The organism is Pseudomonas sp. B21-053 (assembly GCF_026016365.1).
Classification (GTDB): Bacteria; Pseudomonadota; Gammaproteobacteria; order Pseudomonadales; family Pseudomonadaceae; genus Aquipseudomonas; species Aquipseudomonas nunensis.
In genome coordinates this window covers 1295671-1310354 of record NZ_CP087205.1, presented here as the reverse complement: position 1 = coordinate 1310354, position 14684 = coordinate 1295671, and the positions used below count along the sequence as shown (strand labels likewise).

At 60.5% G+C, this 14684-nt stretch carries 10 protein-coding genes; 6 read left to right on the top strand and 4 right to left on the bottom strand.

Annotated elements, in window-relative coordinates:
* The first annotated feature begins 173 nt into the window (after positions 1-173).
* The 4 genes from LOY68_RS05910 (at position 174) to LOY68_RS05895 (ending at position 5405) form a co-directional block, all read left to right on the top strand.
* On the top strand, positions 174-2765 hold the full coding sequence (locus LOY68_RS05910) for a glycosyltransferase (RefSeq protein WP_054047214.1): 2592 nt from the start codon (positions 174-176) through the stop codon (positions 2763-2765).
* Between the two features lie 226 nt (positions 2766-2991).
* Positions 2992-4143 carry a succinyl-diaminopimelate desuccinylase gene (dapE, locus tag LOY68_RS05905; RefSeq protein ID WP_265043583.1) on the top strand — a complete coding sequence of 384 codons (1152 nt, stop codon included), beginning with the start codon at positions 2992-2994 and terminating at the stop codon, positions 4141-4143.
* Positions 4143-4952, top strand: coding sequence for a putative RNA methyltransferase (locus tag LOY68_RS05900; protein ID WP_265043581.1), 810 nt, complete (start codon positions 4143-4145; stop codon positions 4950-4952). Before dapE ends, LOY68_RS05900 begins: the two co-directional genes overlap by 1 nt.
* A 75-nt stretch (positions 4953-5027) precedes the next feature.
* Complete coding sequence (locus tag LOY68_RS05895; protein ID WP_163908717.1) at positions 5028-5405, top strand: hypothetical protein; 378 nt, start codon at positions 5028-5030, stop codon at positions 5403-5405.
* A 118-nt stretch (positions 5406-5523) separates the two neighbouring features.
* Here the strand turns inward: LOY68_RS05895 and LOY68_RS05890 are convergent, their stop codons facing one another.
* Positions 5524-5733 (bottom strand): cold-shock protein, encoded by a 210-nt coding sequence (locus LOY68_RS05890; RefSeq protein ID WP_010462862.1) that lies wholly within the window; start codon positions 5731-5733, stop codon positions 5524-5526.
* Between the two features lie 166 nt (positions 5734-5899).
* Here LOY68_RS05890 and plsB point away from each other — a divergent pair, with 166 nt between their 5' ends.
* Both plsB and LOY68_RS05880 read left to right on the top strand, forming a co-directional pair.
* The gene (plsB, locus tag LOY68_RS05885; protein WP_054047221.1) at positions 5900-8401 is read left to right on the top strand and encodes a glycerol-3-phosphate 1-O-acyltransferase PlsB; all 2502 of its coding nucleotides are present in this window, start codon (positions 5900-5902) and stop codon (positions 8399-8401) included.
* A gap of 67 nt (positions 8402-8468) precedes the next feature.
* Entirely contained in the window at positions 8469-9158 is a 690-nt protein-coding gene (locus tag LOY68_RS05880; protein WP_054047223.1) for a DUF4197 domain-containing protein, read from the top strand.
* Here the strand turns inward: LOY68_RS05880 and LOY68_RS05875 are convergent.
* The 3 genes from LOY68_RS05875 to LOY68_RS05865 all read right to left on the bottom strand — a co-directional run bounded on the left by LOY68_RS05875 (position 9155) and on the right by LOY68_RS05865 (position 14679).
* Positions 9155-10291 (bottom strand): Fic family protein, encoded by a 1137-nt coding sequence (locus LOY68_RS05875; protein WP_265043573.1) that lies wholly within the window; start codon positions 10289-10291, stop codon positions 9155-9157. The genes LOY68_RS05880 and LOY68_RS05875 overlap by 4 nt on opposite strands.
* A 209-nt stretch (positions 10292-10500) precedes the next feature.
* Entirely contained in the window at positions 10501-13572 is a 3072-nt protein-coding gene (locus LOY68_RS05870) for an efflux RND transporter permease subunit (RefSeq protein WP_265043571.1), read from the bottom strand.
* A 6-nt stretch (positions 13573-13578) separates the two neighbouring features.
* A complete protein-coding gene (locus LOY68_RS05865; RefSeq protein ID WP_163908714.1) occupies positions 13579-14679 on the bottom strand; it encodes an efflux RND transporter periplasmic adaptor subunit in 1101 nt (366 codons plus the stop codon).
* Positions 14680-14684: the final 5 nt, after the last annotated feature.

Sequence of the window (14684 nt, the reverse complement as noted above, 5' to 3'; positions counted from 1 at the left end):
ACTTTTAACCATCCGGCTACAAGTGTAAGAACTTATGTTCAAGCCGATTGCCCAATGTCAGGCTTTTCCTTGCTTGCTGTACGGTAAGTGAAAGCACGGTGTAGGATGCGCGCCCCCTTGGCCAACCGCCGACCCGTTCCTTCGTTCCACAGCCTTTGGAACCTGAAATAGCTATGTCATCGCGTAAATTTGGACTCAACCTGGTTGTGGTGCTCGCCATCGCTGCCTTGTTTACCGGCTTCTGGGCGCTGATCAACCGCCCGGTCACCGCTCCCAACTGGCCTGAACAGATCTCCGGTTTTTCGTACTCGCCGTTTCAACAAGGCCAGTACCCACAGAAAGACCAGTACCCGACCGACGATGAAATGCGTCGCGACCTGGAGATCATGAGCAAGCTGACGGACAACATCCGCACCTACTCGGTCGACGGCACGCTGGAGGACATTCCCAAACTGGCGGAAGAGTTCGGCCTGCGCGTGACCCTGGGGATCTGGATCAGCCCGGACCAGGAACGCAACGAGCGCGAGATCCTGCGCGCCATCGAACTGGCCAACACTTCCCGCAGCGTCGTACGCGTGGTTGTAGGCAACGAGGCGATCTTCCGTAAGGAAATTACCGCCAAGGACCTCAGCGTCATCCTCGACCGCGTCCGCGCCGCCGTGAAAGTGCCGGTGACCACGTCCGAGCAGTGGCACGTCTGGGAAGAACACCCGGAACTGGCCAAGCACGTTGACCTGATCGCCGCGCACGTCCTGCCTTATTGGGAATTCATCCCGGTGGACAAGGCCGGTCAATTCGTCCTCGACCGCGCCCGGGACCTGAAAAAAATGTTCCCGAAAAAACCGCTGCTGCTTTCGGAGGTTGGCTGGCCGAGCAACGGTCGCATGCGTGGCGGCACCGATTCGAGCCCGGCGGACCAGGCGATTTACCTGCGCACCTTGGTTAACAAACTGAACCGCCAGGGCTTCAACTACTTCGTGATCGAAGCCTTCGACCAACCGTGGAAGGCCACTGACGAAGGTTCGGTGGGCGCGTATTGGGGCGTGTTCAACGCCGCGCGCCAGCAGAAATTCAACTTCGAAGGTCCGGTGGTCGCGATTCCGCAATGGCGCGTGCTGGCGATCGGCTCGGCCGTATTGGCCTTGCTGTCCCTGACCTTGCTGATGATCGACGGCTCGGCCCTGCGCCAGCGTGGCCGCACCTTCCTGACCTTTATCGCGTTCTTGTGCGGTTCGGTTCTGGTGTGGATCGGTTATGACTACAGCCAGCAATACAGCACCTGGTTCAGCCTGACGGTGGGCTTCTTGCTCGCCCTCGGTGCGCTCGGGGTGTTTATCGTGTTGCTGACCGAGGCCCACGAACTGGCCGAAGCGGTCTGGACTCACAAGCGCCGGCGAGAATTCCTGCCAGTCGTGGGGGATTCGGACTACCGACCGAAAGTGTCGATTCACGTACCGTGCTACAACGAACCGCCGGAGATGGTCAAACAGACCCTCAACGCCCTGGCCAACCTCGACTATCCGGACTTCGAAGTCCTGATCATCGACAACAACACCAAGGACCCGGCGGTCTGGGAACCGGTGCGCGATTACTGCGAGACCCTCGGCCCGCGCTTCAAGTTCTTCCACGTCGCCCCGTTGGCCGGTTTCAAGGGTGGCGCGCTGAATTACCTGATCCCGCACACCGCCAAGGATGCCGAAGTGATTGCGGTGATCGACTCGGACTACTGCGTCGACCCGAACTGGCTCAAGCACATGGTGCCGCACTTCGCCGATCCGAAAATCGCCGTGGTGCAGTCGCCACAGGATTATCGCGACCAGAACGAAAGCACCTTCAAGAAGCTCTGCTACGCGGAATACAAAGGCTTCTTCCACATCGGCATGGTCACCCGTAACGACCGTGACGCGATCATTCAGCACGGCACCATGACCATGACCCGACGTTCGGTGCTCGAGGAGCTTGGCTGGGCTGACTGGTGCATCTGTGAAGACGCCGAACTGGGTCTGCGCGTATTCGAAAAAGGTCTGTCGGCGGCGTATTACCACACCAGCTACGGCAAAGGCCTGATGCCGGATACCTTTATCGACTTCAAGAAACAGCGTTTCCGCTGGGCCTATGGCGCGATTCAGATCATCAAGCGCCACACCGCCAGCCTGCTGCGCGGCAAGGACACCGAGCTGACCCGCGGCCAGCGTTACCACTTCCTCGCGGGTTGGTTGCCGTGGGTGGCGGACGGCATGAACATCTTCTTCACCGTGGGCGCCCTGTTGTGGTCGGCGGCGATGATCATCGTGCCGCAACGGGTCGATCCACCGCTGCTGATCTTCGCGATTCCGCCATTGGCGCTGTTCGTGTTCAAGGTGGCCAAGATCATCTTCCTGTACCGCCGTGCGGTCGGGGTCAACCTGAAGGATGCGTTCTGCGCGGCGCTGGCCGGTCTGGCGTTGTCGCACACCATCGCAAAAGCGGTGCTGTACGGCTTCTTCACCAGCAGCATTCCGTTCTTCCGTACGCCGAAAAACGCCGATAACCACGGCTTCTGGGTGGCGATTTCGGAGGCGCGCGAAGAGGTGTTCATCATGCTGCTGTTGTGGGGCGCGGCGCTGGGGATCTTCCTGGTGCAGGGCCTGCCGAGCAACGACATCCGCTTCTGGGTGACCATGTTGCTGGTGCAGTCGCTGCCGTACCTGGCGGCGCTGATCATGGCGTTCCTGTCTTCGCTGCCCAAACCGGCCGCCGAGCCTGAGCCTCTACCAGCCGTCTAAATCAGTACAGATGCACTAAACGGCGGCCAATGGCCGCCGTTTTGCTTTAAGATAACCGCCATTTTGCAGGCCTTGGCCTTAGTGGCCTGACCCAATACCTGTGGGAGCGAGCCTGCTCGCGAATGCGGTGTAACAATCGACGATTATGTTGACTGACACACCGCCTTCGCGAGCAGGCTCGCTCCCACATTGGCTCTTGCCCAAATTCATGTTTCCGGAGTTTTCCATGACGGCCCACGCCGACCTTTCGCCGACCCTTCAACTCGCCATTGACCTGATCCGCCGTCCGTCCGTGACGCCGGTGGACGCCGATTGCCAGAAGCAGATGATGCAGCGCCTGGGCGATGCCGGTTTCCAACTGGAACCGATGCGCATCGAAGATGTGGATAACTTCTGGGCCACCCACGGCAAACACGACGGCCCGGTGCTGTGCTTCGCCGGTCACACCGACGTGGTCCCGACCGGTCCGGTCACCGCGTGGCAGATCGACCCGTTCAACGCGGTGATCGACGAACACGGCATGCTCTGCGGCCGTGGCGCGGCGGACATGAAAGGCAGCCTCGCATCGATGACCGTGGCCGCCGAGCGTTTTGTCACCGACTACCCGGATCACAAGGGCAAGGTCGCTTTCCTGATCACCAGTGACGAGGAAGGCCCGGCGCACCACGGCACCAAGGCTGTGATCGAACGCCTCGCCGCGCGCAAGGAGCGTCTGGACTGGTGCATCGTCGGCGAACCGTCGAGCACCGCCTTGGTCGGTGACGTGGTCAAGAACGGTCGTCGCGGTTCTCTCGGCGCCAAGCTGACCGTGCGCGGTATTCAGGGCCACGTGGCCTACCCGCACCTGGCGAAGAACCCGATCCACCTCGCCGCCCCGGCCCTGGCCGAACTGGCCGCCGAGCATTGGGACCACGGCAACGATTTCTTCCCGCCAACCAGTTTCCAGATCTCCAACGTCAACTCCGGTACTGGCGCGACCAACGTGATTCCAGGTGATCTGGTAGCGGTGTTCAACTTCCGCTTCTCCACCGAATCCACCGTCGAAGGCCTGCAAAAGCGCGTCGCTGACATCCTCGACAAGCATGGCCTGGACTGGCACGTGGATTGGGCGCTGTCGGGCCTGCCGTTCCTCACCGAACCGGGCGCGCTGCTGGATGCCGTGGCGTCGAGCATCAAGGACATCACCGGTCGCGAAACCAAGGCGTCCACCAGTGGCGGTACGTCCGACGGTCGTTTCATCGCGACTATGGGCACTCAAGTGGTTGAGCTGGGACCGGTCAACGCGACGATTCACCAAGTCAACGAACGTGTGCTGGCCGCCGACCTCGACGTGCTGACCGAAATCTACTACCAGACCCTGATCAAGTTGCTCGCCTGATGCTGGCCTGCCCGATCTGCAGCGAACCGCTTAACGCGGTGGACAACGGCGTGGCTTGCCCCGCCGGGCATCGTTTCGACCGCGCGCGCCAGGGTTACCTGAACCTGTTGCCGGTGCAGCACAAGAACAGCCGCGACCCTGGGGATAACCTGGCGATGGTCGAGGCCCGCCGCGACTTCCTGAACGCAGGGTATTACGCGCCGGTGGCCAAGCGCCTGGCGGAACTGGCGGCGCAGTACGCGCCCCAGCGCTGGCTCGACATCGGTTGTGGCGAGGGTTACTACACCGCGCAAATCGCCGAGGCCTTGCCGAATGCTGATGGTTACGCACTGGATATTTCCCGGGAAGCCGTCAAACGCGCCTGCAAGCGGAATCCGCAGCTGACGTGGTTGATCGCTAGCATGGCTCGGGTGCCGCTGGCGTCCGGTAGTTGCCAGTTTCTCGCGAGCGTTTTCAGTCCGCTGGACTGGGAAGAAGCCAAGCGCCTGCTGAGCCCCGGCGGCGGCTTGATGAAAGTCGGTCCGACCAGCGGCCACCTGATGGAGTTGCGCGAAAGTCTGTATGACGAAGTGCGTGAATACACCGACGACAAGCATCTGGCCCTGGTGCCGGAAGGCATGGCGCTGGCGCACAGTGAAACCCTGGAGTTCAAACTGACGCTGGCCAATGGTCAGGATCGTGCCAACCTGTTGGCCATGACGCCCCACGGCTGGCGCGCCAGTGCCGAACGCCGGGCAGCGGTGATCGAGCAGGTCGAGCCGTTCGAAGTCACGGTTTCGATGCGTTACGATTACTTCGTACTTCAATAATTTTTGGTCTTGAGCAACAGCTTGAGGCCGGCTAAATCCGCGAATGGATTTTTCAAGACCGCAGTGAGGACATCCATGCGCCAACCCGATATCGAGATTTACCTGAAAGACGCCGACGTCGACTACAAGACCGTCGCCGATTGGCTGAGCGCCGCGTTGGGCCCGTGCAGTGAGTGGGTCAAGAAAGGCCAGACCTACAAGTGCAAGGCCGGCAACGTCCCAGTCACCTGGCTGCCGAAAGCCGTAGGTAAATGGAACAGCCTGTACCTGGAAAGCGACCAGACGCCGTGGGAAGACGACATCGCCTGCGCCCGTGCAGCCTTCGCCGCGCTGAACGTCGAAGTGCGTTGCGCGCCGGGAACGTGGGTCGAGGAAGAAGGTGAAGAGACGGCAGATCGCTGGATGCGCATCAGCGCTGATGGTGAAGAAGAAATCACCTGGAAGACCGCGTAACCAGCCACACCACAAACCCGTAGGAGCGAGGCTTGCCCGCGAAGGCGTCATCGCTGGCGCTAAAAGCTTCGCGGGCAAGCCTCGCTCCTACGGATCATGCGTGATCCGGGGATCGGGTTTACAGACCTACAACATCCTCAGCCTGCAATCCCTTCTCGCCCGTCACCACGGCGTACTCAACCTGCTGGCCTTCAGCCAGCGAACGGTGGCCTTCGCCGCGAATCGCGCGGTAGTGCACGAACACGTCCACCCCGTCCTCGCGTTGAATGAAGCCGTAGCCCTTGGCGTCGTTGAACCACTTCACATTGCCGGTTTCGCGCGTAGCCATGTCTCGTTACCCCCTTGTTTTTATTTTGAGCGGTCAAGTATATGACAGCCGCGAAAACTCTCAACTCAAGTTTACTTGACCGCTTTTTTGCCGATTTTCGGCGAATACGGCACACTATCGACCGCCCGAGCATTTGCTCGGTTTTATTCACTCAAGCAGAAGCCGTATGACCCGTTCCCCGTTCCGCCGTCTTGTGTTTGGCACCCTGCGCCGACTGTTGTACCTCTGGGTTCGCTCGGAGACGATCAACCAGTCGTCCCTTACCCTCAACCTCGACCGCAGCCGTCCGGTGTTCTACGTCCTGCAAAATCCTTCGCTGACCGACCTGGCCGTGGTCGACACCGAGTGCACCAAGGCCGGCCTGCCGCGTCCGGTGCTGCCGGTATCGGTGGGTACATTGATCGAACCCGCCGCGTTCTTTTACCTGACACCCGAGCCCGACTGGCTCGGCCGCCAGGACAAACGCGGCGCGCCGCCGACCCTGACCCGTCTGGTCAGCGCCTTGAGCCAGAACGCTGCCGAAGATGCGCAGATCATTCCGGTCAGCGTGTTCTGGGGCCAGTCGCCGGACAGCGAGTCGAGCCCGTGGAAGCTGTTGTTCGCCGACAGCTGGGCGGTCACCGGGCGCCTGCGCCGCTTACTCAGCATCATCGTGCTGGGGCGCAAGACCCGCGTGCAGTTCTCGGCGCCGATCCATCTGCGCGAACTGATCGAGCACAACAAGGGCCACGAACGCACCGTGCGCATGGCCCAGCGGATCCTGCGGGTGCACTTCCGCAACCTCAAGGCTGCGGTGATCGGCCCGGACATTTCGCACCGTCGCAATCTGGTCAAAGGCTTGCTCAATCAGCCCTTGGTCAAGCAAGCGATTCTGGACGAAGCCGAGCGCGAGAAAATCTCCCCGGAAAAAGCCAAGGCCCAGGCCCTGCGCTACGGCAACGAGATCGCCTCGGACTACACCTACACCGCGATCCGTTTCCTGGAAGTGGTACTGAGCTGGTTCTGGAACAAGATCTACGACGGGATCAAGGTCAACCACATCGAAGGCGTGCAGAAAGTCGCCCAGGGTCACGAAGTGATCTATGTGCCGTGCCACCGCAGCCACATCGATTACCTGCTGCTCTCGTACCTGCTGTTCCGCAACGGCCTGACCCCGCCGCACATTGCCGCCGGGATCAACCTGAACATGCCGGTGATCGGCAGCCTGTTGCGCCGTGGCGGTGCGTTTTTCATGCGCCGTACCTTTAAGGGCAACCCGCTGTACACCTCAGTGTTCAACGAATACCTGCACACCCTGTTCACTAAAGGCTTCCCGGTCGAGTACTTCGTCGAGGGCGGCCGTTCGCGCACCGGGCGCATGCTGCAACCGAAAACCGGGATGCTGGCGATCACCCTGCGCAGCTTCCTGCGTTCGTCACGCATGCCGATCGTGTTCATTCCGGTGTACATCGGTTATGAACGTGTACTGGAAGGCCGGACCTACCTCGGCGAACTGCGTGGCGCGAGCAAGAAAAAAGAATCGATCTTCGACATTTTCAAAGTCATCGGCGCCCTCAAGCAACGCTTCGGCCAGGTGGCGGTGAACTTCGGCGAACCGATCAAACTCGCGGAGTTCCTCGACAGTGAGCAACCAGACTGGCGCCAACAGGAGCTCGGCCCGCAGTTCAAACCGGCGTGGCTCAACGAAACCACCAACCGCCTCGGCGAGAAAGTCGCGCAGCATTTGAACGAAGCCGCGGCGATCAACCCGGTGAACCTGGTGGCCCTGGCGCTGCTGTCCACCAGCCGTTTGGCGCTGGACGATCGTGCGATGGCGCGGGTGCTGGATTTGTATCTGGCGCTGTTACGCAAAGTCCCGTACTCACCGCACACCACATTGCCGGAAGGTGATGGTCGGGCGCTGATCGAGCATGTGAAGGACATGGATCTGCTGTCCGAACAGAGCGACGCGCTGGGCAAGATTCTGTACCTGGGCGAGCAGAACGCCGTCCTGATGACCTACTACCGCAACAACGTGTTGCACATCTTCGCGCTGCCGTCTCTGTTGGCGAGTTTCTTCCAGAGCGCGTCGCGCATGAGCCGCGAACAGATCCTGCGCTACACCCGCGCGCTGTATCCGTACCTGCAATCGGAACTGTTCATCCGCTGGTCCATGGATGAGCTGGACGGTGTGGTCGATCAGTGGCTCGAAGCCTTTGTCGAGCAAGGCCTGCTGCGTTTCGAGAACGACGTGTACCTGCGTCCGGCACCGAGTTCGCGGCATTTCGTGTTGCTGACCCTGCTGTCGAAAAGCATTGCCCAGACCCTGCAACGCTTCTACATGACGGTGTCCTTGCTGCTCAACAGCGGCCAGAACAGCATCAGCGCCGAAGAGCTGGAAGACCTGTGCACGGTCATGGCCCAGCGCCTGTCGATCCTCCATGGCTTGAACGCCCCGGAGTTCTTCGACAAGAGCCTGTTCCGCCACTTTATCCAGACCATGCTCGATCTGGACGTCCTCAAGCGCGACGAAGCCGGCAAGCTGAGCTATCACGAATTGCTCGGCGAACTGGCCGAAGGCGCGGCCAAGCGTGTGTTGCCGGCGGAGATTCGCTTGTCGATCCGCCAGGTAGCGTTGCATCGCAGTGAAGATGCTGCGGATCAGGTCGCCACACCGCCTGAGGCTTGATGCAATAACGGTGGGAGTAAGCTCCCACCTATCCACTGATTTCCCTTATTCGTACAAGGAAGCCGCCATGCTCCGCCCTACCCTTCGCTTCGCCGGCCTCTGCGCAGGCTTGATGATTTCCGCCAGCGCGCTGGCGCTGTCCCTCAGTGATCTGTCGCAGAACGACGCCACCGGCGGCCTCAAGGACGCCCTGACCCAAGGCGCGCAACTGGCCGTTAAACAACTCGGCACACCGGGCGGCTTCAGCAACAACCCGGACGTGAAGATCGAACTGCCAGGCAAACTCGGCAAAGTCGCGAAAAAGATGAAGCAGTTCGGGATGGGCGACCAGGTTGATCAGCTGGAAACCAGCATGAACAAAGCAGCTGAAACCGCCGTGACCCAGGCTCAGCCGATACTCGTCGATGCTGTGAAAAAAATGAGCGTGTCCGATGCCAAGGGCATTCTCAGCGGCGGCAAGGATTCAGCCACTCAATACCTGGATAAATCCAGCCGCGAACAGATCCGCGCCAAGTTCCTGCCGATCGTCAAACAAGCCACCGACCAGGTTGGCCTGGCCAAGCAATACAACTCGTTCGCCGGCCAAGCCGCGACCCTCGGCGTGGTGGACGCGAAAAGCGCCAACATCGAAAGCTACGTGACCGAACAAGCGTTGAACGGGCTGTTCGAGATGATCGGCAAACAAGAAGAAACCATCCGCCAAAACCCGGCGGCTGCGGCAACCAGCCTCGCCAAGAAAGTCTTCGGCACGCTCTAAGCCTCACAGCAAAACCCTGTGGGAGCGGGCCCGCTCTCACAATAAGCCAGGCTTTTGCGGTAGACCTCGGTAAAGCCAGTCACCGCCCGCAAGACGACCGAACACTGGAAATCGATGAAGTAAGTCAAGTCCAGGTCATCGGCTTCGGTGTGCAGATAAGAGCGTCCATACTTCACCGGCGCGTTGCGCAGCAGTGTGCTGATGGCGATATAGCGAAAGGCCGAAAAGTCATTCTTGAACATGGACCAGTAAAACAGCGCTCGGGCGACGCGGCCGTTGCCGTCGCGAAACGGATGCTCGTAGCCCAAGGCAAAATGTAGCGCCATGGCTTTGATCAAGGGATGAATGTAATCCGCATGGAGGGGGTCGTTATTGGCTTGATTGATCCACTTCGCCAGCGCTTGCAAGCGTAATGCGAGCCCCGCCGCGGGAGGCGGTGTGTGGACGGTGTTGCCCTCGCCGTCCTGCACCACTACATCATCTTTGACCCTGAAAATCCCGGGACTGTATTTCGCGTCGTCGATGCCTTCGACGCCCACGCAATGAATCGCCGCGATCAACTCGACGCTCAAAGGTCGGTCACGCATTTCCCAGGCGAAATTCATCATCTTGTAATTGCCGATGACCATGCGTTCGTCCGGCGTGCGCGGCAGGCGCTTGCGCTTGAGCATGTCCTTGGCCACTCGCGTGGTGGTAGCCGCGCCTTCCAGCTGGCTGCTGCTGATGGCTTCGTCTTCAATCAGGTCATTGAGCAGGTAGCTGAAATGCGCCTGCTCACCAATCTGGCGACTCATGTACGCCAACGCTGCAGTCGTCGCCTCTCGGTCGACGGTGGATATCGCGATTTGCGCGACCGGTGTCAGCACAAAGTTGCCCCACTGGATCGGCTCGCCCAATGGCAACAGTCTTGCGTACTGGGCGGTGCGGGCCTTTTTGACCAGTGCCCAACAGAGATGGGTATCCAGGCCCGGCGCCCAGCGATGGCGCAAGTCATCAAACGGAAGGTAACGGCCCTGACCGTCCAGAGGCTTCAGCAGTACGAGGTAATCCGAAAGGCGTTCTTTGTGCGGCGATTGCGCCAGCAGGTCAAACACAGGGTCGGACCTGCCTCTCAGCGCAGGGGGCTTTTTCATTACGACTGCCTCAAGAACTCATCAAAACCGAGTCCGGAGTACAGCATTCAGCCCTCTGCGACTCAATATCAGAGCATTCTGAAAATCCTGTAGGAGCTGCCGCAGGCTGCGATCTTTTGATCTTGAAAATCAAAAGATCGCAGCCTGCGGCAGCTCCTACAGGGGCAAGTGCACTCGCAAAAGACTGGGCGGCCCTTAGGCCGCCCGGTTCACGCAGGGTCTTTTTTGATCCTGAACCACGCCGCATACAGCGCCGGCAGGAACAGCAACGTCAACGCCGTCGCCACGATCAATCCGCCCATGATTGCCACCGCCATCGGCCCGAAGAACACGCTGCGCGACAGCGGGATCATCGCCAGCACGGCGGCGAGTGCCGTCAGCACGATGGGCCGGAATCGGCGCACGGTGGCTTCGATGATCGCTTGCCACGGCTTGAGGCCGGCGGCGATGTCTTGTTCGATCTGGTCCACCAGGATCACCGAGTTGCGCATGATCATCCCGGACAAGGCGATGGTCCCGAGCATGGCGACGAAGCCGAACGGCTGGCGGAACACCATCAGAAACAGGGTCACGCCGATCAAGCCCAATGGCGCTGTCAGGAATACCATCGCGGTGCGTGAGAAACTGCGCAGTTGCAGCATCAGCAAAGTCAGCACCACGACGATGAAAAGTGGTACGCCAGCCTTCACCGAATTCTGTCCGCGAGCCGAATCCTCCACGGTGCCGCCAACTTCCAGCAAGTAGCCGTCCGGTAGTTCCGCGCGAATCGGGTCGAGGGTCGGCATGATCTGCTGCACCAGGGTCGCCGGTTGTTCCTTGCCGTAGATGTCGGCACGAATCGTCACGTTGGGCAGGCGGTTGCGGTGCCAGATGATGCCTTCTTCGAAGCCATATTCCAGGGTCGCAATCTGCGACAGCGCAACGCTTTTGCCGTTATCAGTCGGCACCGCCAGGCTCGGCAGCAGCGACAGTTCGGTGCGTTCATGCACGGTGCCGCGCAGCAGGATTTCGATCAACTCATTGTCTTCGCGATACTGGCTGACGCTGGAACCGGTCAGGGAGCTTTGCAAAAACTTCGACAGGTTGGCGGTGCTCACACCGAGGGCGCGGGCGCGGTCCTGATCGACGTTCAGGTACACGACTTTGCTCGGTTCTTCCCAGTCCAGATGCACATTGACCACATGAGGATTCTCGCGAACCTTCTCCGCGACTTTGCGCGCCAAGGCGCGGACTTCCTCGATGTGTTCACCGGTCACGCGGAACTGCACCGGGTAGCCAACGGGCGGGCCGTTTTCCAGGCGCGTAACCCGCGAACGCAGGGCCGGGAATTGTTCGTTGAGGGTTTCGATCAGCCAGGTGCGCAGGGTTTCGCGCTCCTCGATGGTCTTGGCCAGGACCACAAACTGGGCGAAGCTCGCTGCGGGAAGTTGCTGATCCAGCGGTAGGTAAAAGCGCGGCGAACCGGTACCGACGTAGGCCACGTAATTGTCGATGCCGGCGTGATCCTTCAACAGACCTTCCAGGCGTTTAACCTCGTCGTTGGTGTTGCTCAGGGACGCGCCTTCGGCCAGTTTGAGATCGACCATCAGTTCCAGACGCCCCGAGGCCGGGAAGAATTGCTGCGGCACGAAGCGGAACAGGAAGATGGAGCCGATGAACAACACCACGGTCAGCACGATCACGGTCTTGCGCCAACGCACGCACCACTCCACCAAGCGCCGAACGCGTTGATAGAACGGCGTACCGTACGGGTCGGGCTGACCGCCCGTGGTGCCGTGTTTGGCGGCGTGAATCTTCGCCAGGTCCGGTAGGAGTTTTTCCCCGAGATACGGCACAAACACCACGGCAGCAATCCACGAGGCCAGCAGCGCGATAGTCACCACCTGGAAGATCGAACGGGTGTATTCACCGGTGCCCGACTGCGCGGTGGCAATCGGCAGGAACCCGGCTGCGGTGATCAACGTGCCGGTGAGCATCGGGAACGCGGTGCTGGTCCAGGCGAAGCTGGCGGCTTTGACTCGGTCGAAGCCCTGCTCCATTTTGATCGCCATCATTTCCACGGCGATGATCGCGTCGTCCACCAGCAAGCCCAAGGCCAGAACCAGTGCGCCAAGGGAAATCTTGTGCAAGCCGATGCCGAGGTAATACATGCAGGCAAAGGTCATCGCCAGCACCAGCGGAATGGCCAGCGCCACCACCATGCCGGTGCGTACGCCGAGGGAGAAAAAGCTCACCAGCAACACAATCGCAAGGGCTTCCACCAGCACCTGGACGAATTCACCGACACCGGTTTTCACCGCGGCGGGCTGATCAGAAACCTTGCGCAGTTGCATGCCGGCCGGAAGGTTTTTCTGGATGCGGTCGAACTCGACTTCCAGGGCCTTGCCAAGCACCAGAATGTCGCCACCATCCTTCATCGCTACGGCCAGACCGATCGCGTCTTCAGCCATGAAGCGCATGCGCGGCGCCGGTGGATCGTTGAAACCGCGACGCACGTCAGCGACATCGCCGATGCGGAACGTACGATCACCGACCCGGATAGGGAAGTTCTTGATCTGATCGACCGTCTGAAAATTCCCCGAGACCCGTAGCTGCAATCGCTCGCTGCTGGTTTCGAAGAACCCGGCGGTGGACACCGCGTTCTGTTCCTCAAGCGCCTGCTGCACAGCGGCCAGCGGCAAGCCGAGGGTGGCGAGCTTGACGTTGGACAGTTCGATCCAGATCTTCTCGTCTTGCAGGCCGAGCAGATCGACCTTGCCCACATCCTTGACCCGTTGCAGCTGAATCTGGATGCGGTCGGCGTAATCCTTGAGCACCGCGTAGTCAAAACCGTCGCCGGTCAGGGCGTAGATGTTGCCGAACGTGGTGCCGAATTCATCGTTGAAAAACGGCCCTTGAATACCCGGCGGCAGGGTCTGGCGGATGTCGCTGATCTTCTTGCGGACCTGATACCACAGCTCCGGGATCTGCGCCGAGTGCATCGAATCCCGGGCCATGAACGTCACTTGGGATTCCCCCGGACGAGAGAACGAGACGATGCGCTCGTACTCACCGGTTTCCATCAGCTTCTTTTCAATACGCTCGGTGACCTGACGCGAGACTTCCTGGGCCGTGGCTCCCGGCCAGTTGGTGCGAATCACCATGGCCTTGAAAGTGAACGGCGGGTCTTCGCTTTGGCCGAGCTTGGTGTAGGAAAGCGCGCCGACGATTGCCAGCAAGAGCATCAGGAACAGTACGATCTGGCGATTGCGCAGCGCCCATTCGGAAAGATTGAAACCCATCGGGGATTACTCCTTGTCCGCCAGATTGACCACGCGGTTGGAGCGATCCACCGGGCGCACTTGCTGCCCGTCATGCAGCACATGAACGCCGGCGGCGACCACCCAGTCGCTGGCATTCAACCCTTCCAGCACCGGCACGGTTTTCTCACCGAAGGCACCGACCCGGACCGGGACTTTCTTCAACGTGTTGTTGGCGCCGACCACCCACACGTAGGTGGCGCCGTTTTCGGCGGTGACCGCCGACAAAGGCACTGCCAGTGGCACGACTGCGGCAGTCTGGATAAACACCCGGGCGCTCTGGCCGAGTTCGGCGGGGACTTTGCCGGAGGTGAAGGCAATACGCGCCGCGAAGGTCCGGGATTTTGGATCGGCGGCGGGCGACAGTTCGCGGATGCGCCCGGTAAAACGCTGGTCAGGCTGGGTCCAGAGTTCCACCGACACCGGTTGATCGACCTTGAATCGACCGAAGCTTTGCTCCGGCAGGCTGATCAATACTTCGCGCTCGCCATCGGTGGCGAGGGTAAATACGGTTTGCCCGGCAGCGACCACTTGGCCGACTTCCACCGCACGCTTGGCGACCACGCCGTCCTGAGGCGCACGCAGCACCGCGTAGCTCGCCTGATTGGTCGAGACACTGAATTCGGCTTTGATTTGTTTGAGGCGCGCTTCACCGGATCGGTAAAGGTTTTCGGAATTGTCGTACGCAGACTTACTCACCATCTGACGGTCCATCAGCGTCTTGTAGCGATCCCGCTCGGCGCGAACCAGGTTCAGATTGGCTTCGGCGGCGGCGACCTGGGCGCGAGTGGCTTCCAGTTGCAGGCGCACGTCCTGAGGATCGAGCTCCGCCAGGGGTTGATCGGCCTTGACCCGCTGGCCTTCCTCGACCAGTCGTCGGCTGACTTTGCCGCCAATGCGGAACGCCAGATCCGGCTCATAACGGGCGCGAACTTCACCGGGATAGCTTTCCATCGCCTGGGCCGAAGGCTGCGGCTGCACCACCATGGCCGGGCGCACGCTGACTTGCGGCGCCTCCTCGTGACCGCACGCCGACAATAAAAAAGCCAGGCTGACTGGCAACGCGAGGGGCAAGGCATAGCGGAACATGGTGA

Coding starts and splice junctions, on each gene's coding strand:
- LOY68_RS05910 (WP_054047214.1), top strand. CDS start 174: ATGTCATCGCGTAAATTTGGACTCAACCTGGTTGTGGTGCTCGCCATC.
- dapE (WP_265043583.1), top strand. CDS start 2,992: ATGACGGCCCACGCCGACCTTTCGCCGACCCTTCAACTCGCCATTGAC.
- LOY68_RS05900 (WP_265043581.1), top strand. CDS start 4,143: ATGCTGGCCTGCCCGATCTGCAGCGAACCGCTTAACGCGGTGGACAAC.
- LOY68_RS05895 (WP_163908717.1), top strand. CDS start 5,028: ATGCGCCAACCCGATATCGAGATTTACCTGAAAGACGCCGACGTCGAC.
- LOY68_RS05890 (WP_010462862.1), bottom strand. CDS start 5,733: ATGGCTACGCGCGAAACCGGCAATGTGAAGTGGTTCAACGACGCCAAG.
- plsB (WP_054047221.1), top strand. CDS start 5,900: ATGACCCGTTCCCCGTTCCGCCGTCTTGTGTTTGGCACCCTGCGCCGA.
- LOY68_RS05880 (WP_054047223.1), top strand. CDS start 8,469: ATGCTCCGCCCTACCCTTCGCTTCGCCGGCCTCTGCGCAGGCTTGATG.
- LOY68_RS05875 (WP_265043573.1), bottom strand. CDS start 10,291: ATGAAAAAGCCCCCTGCGCTGAGAGGCAGGTCCGACCCTGTGTTTGAC.
- LOY68_RS05870 (WP_265043571.1), bottom strand. CDS start 13,572: ATGGGTTTCAATCTTTCCGAATGGGCGCTGCGCAATCGCCAGATCGTA.
- LOY68_RS05865 (WP_163908714.1), bottom strand. CDS start 14,679: ATGTTCCGCTATGCCTTGCCCCTCGCGTTGCCAGTCAGCCTGGCTTTT.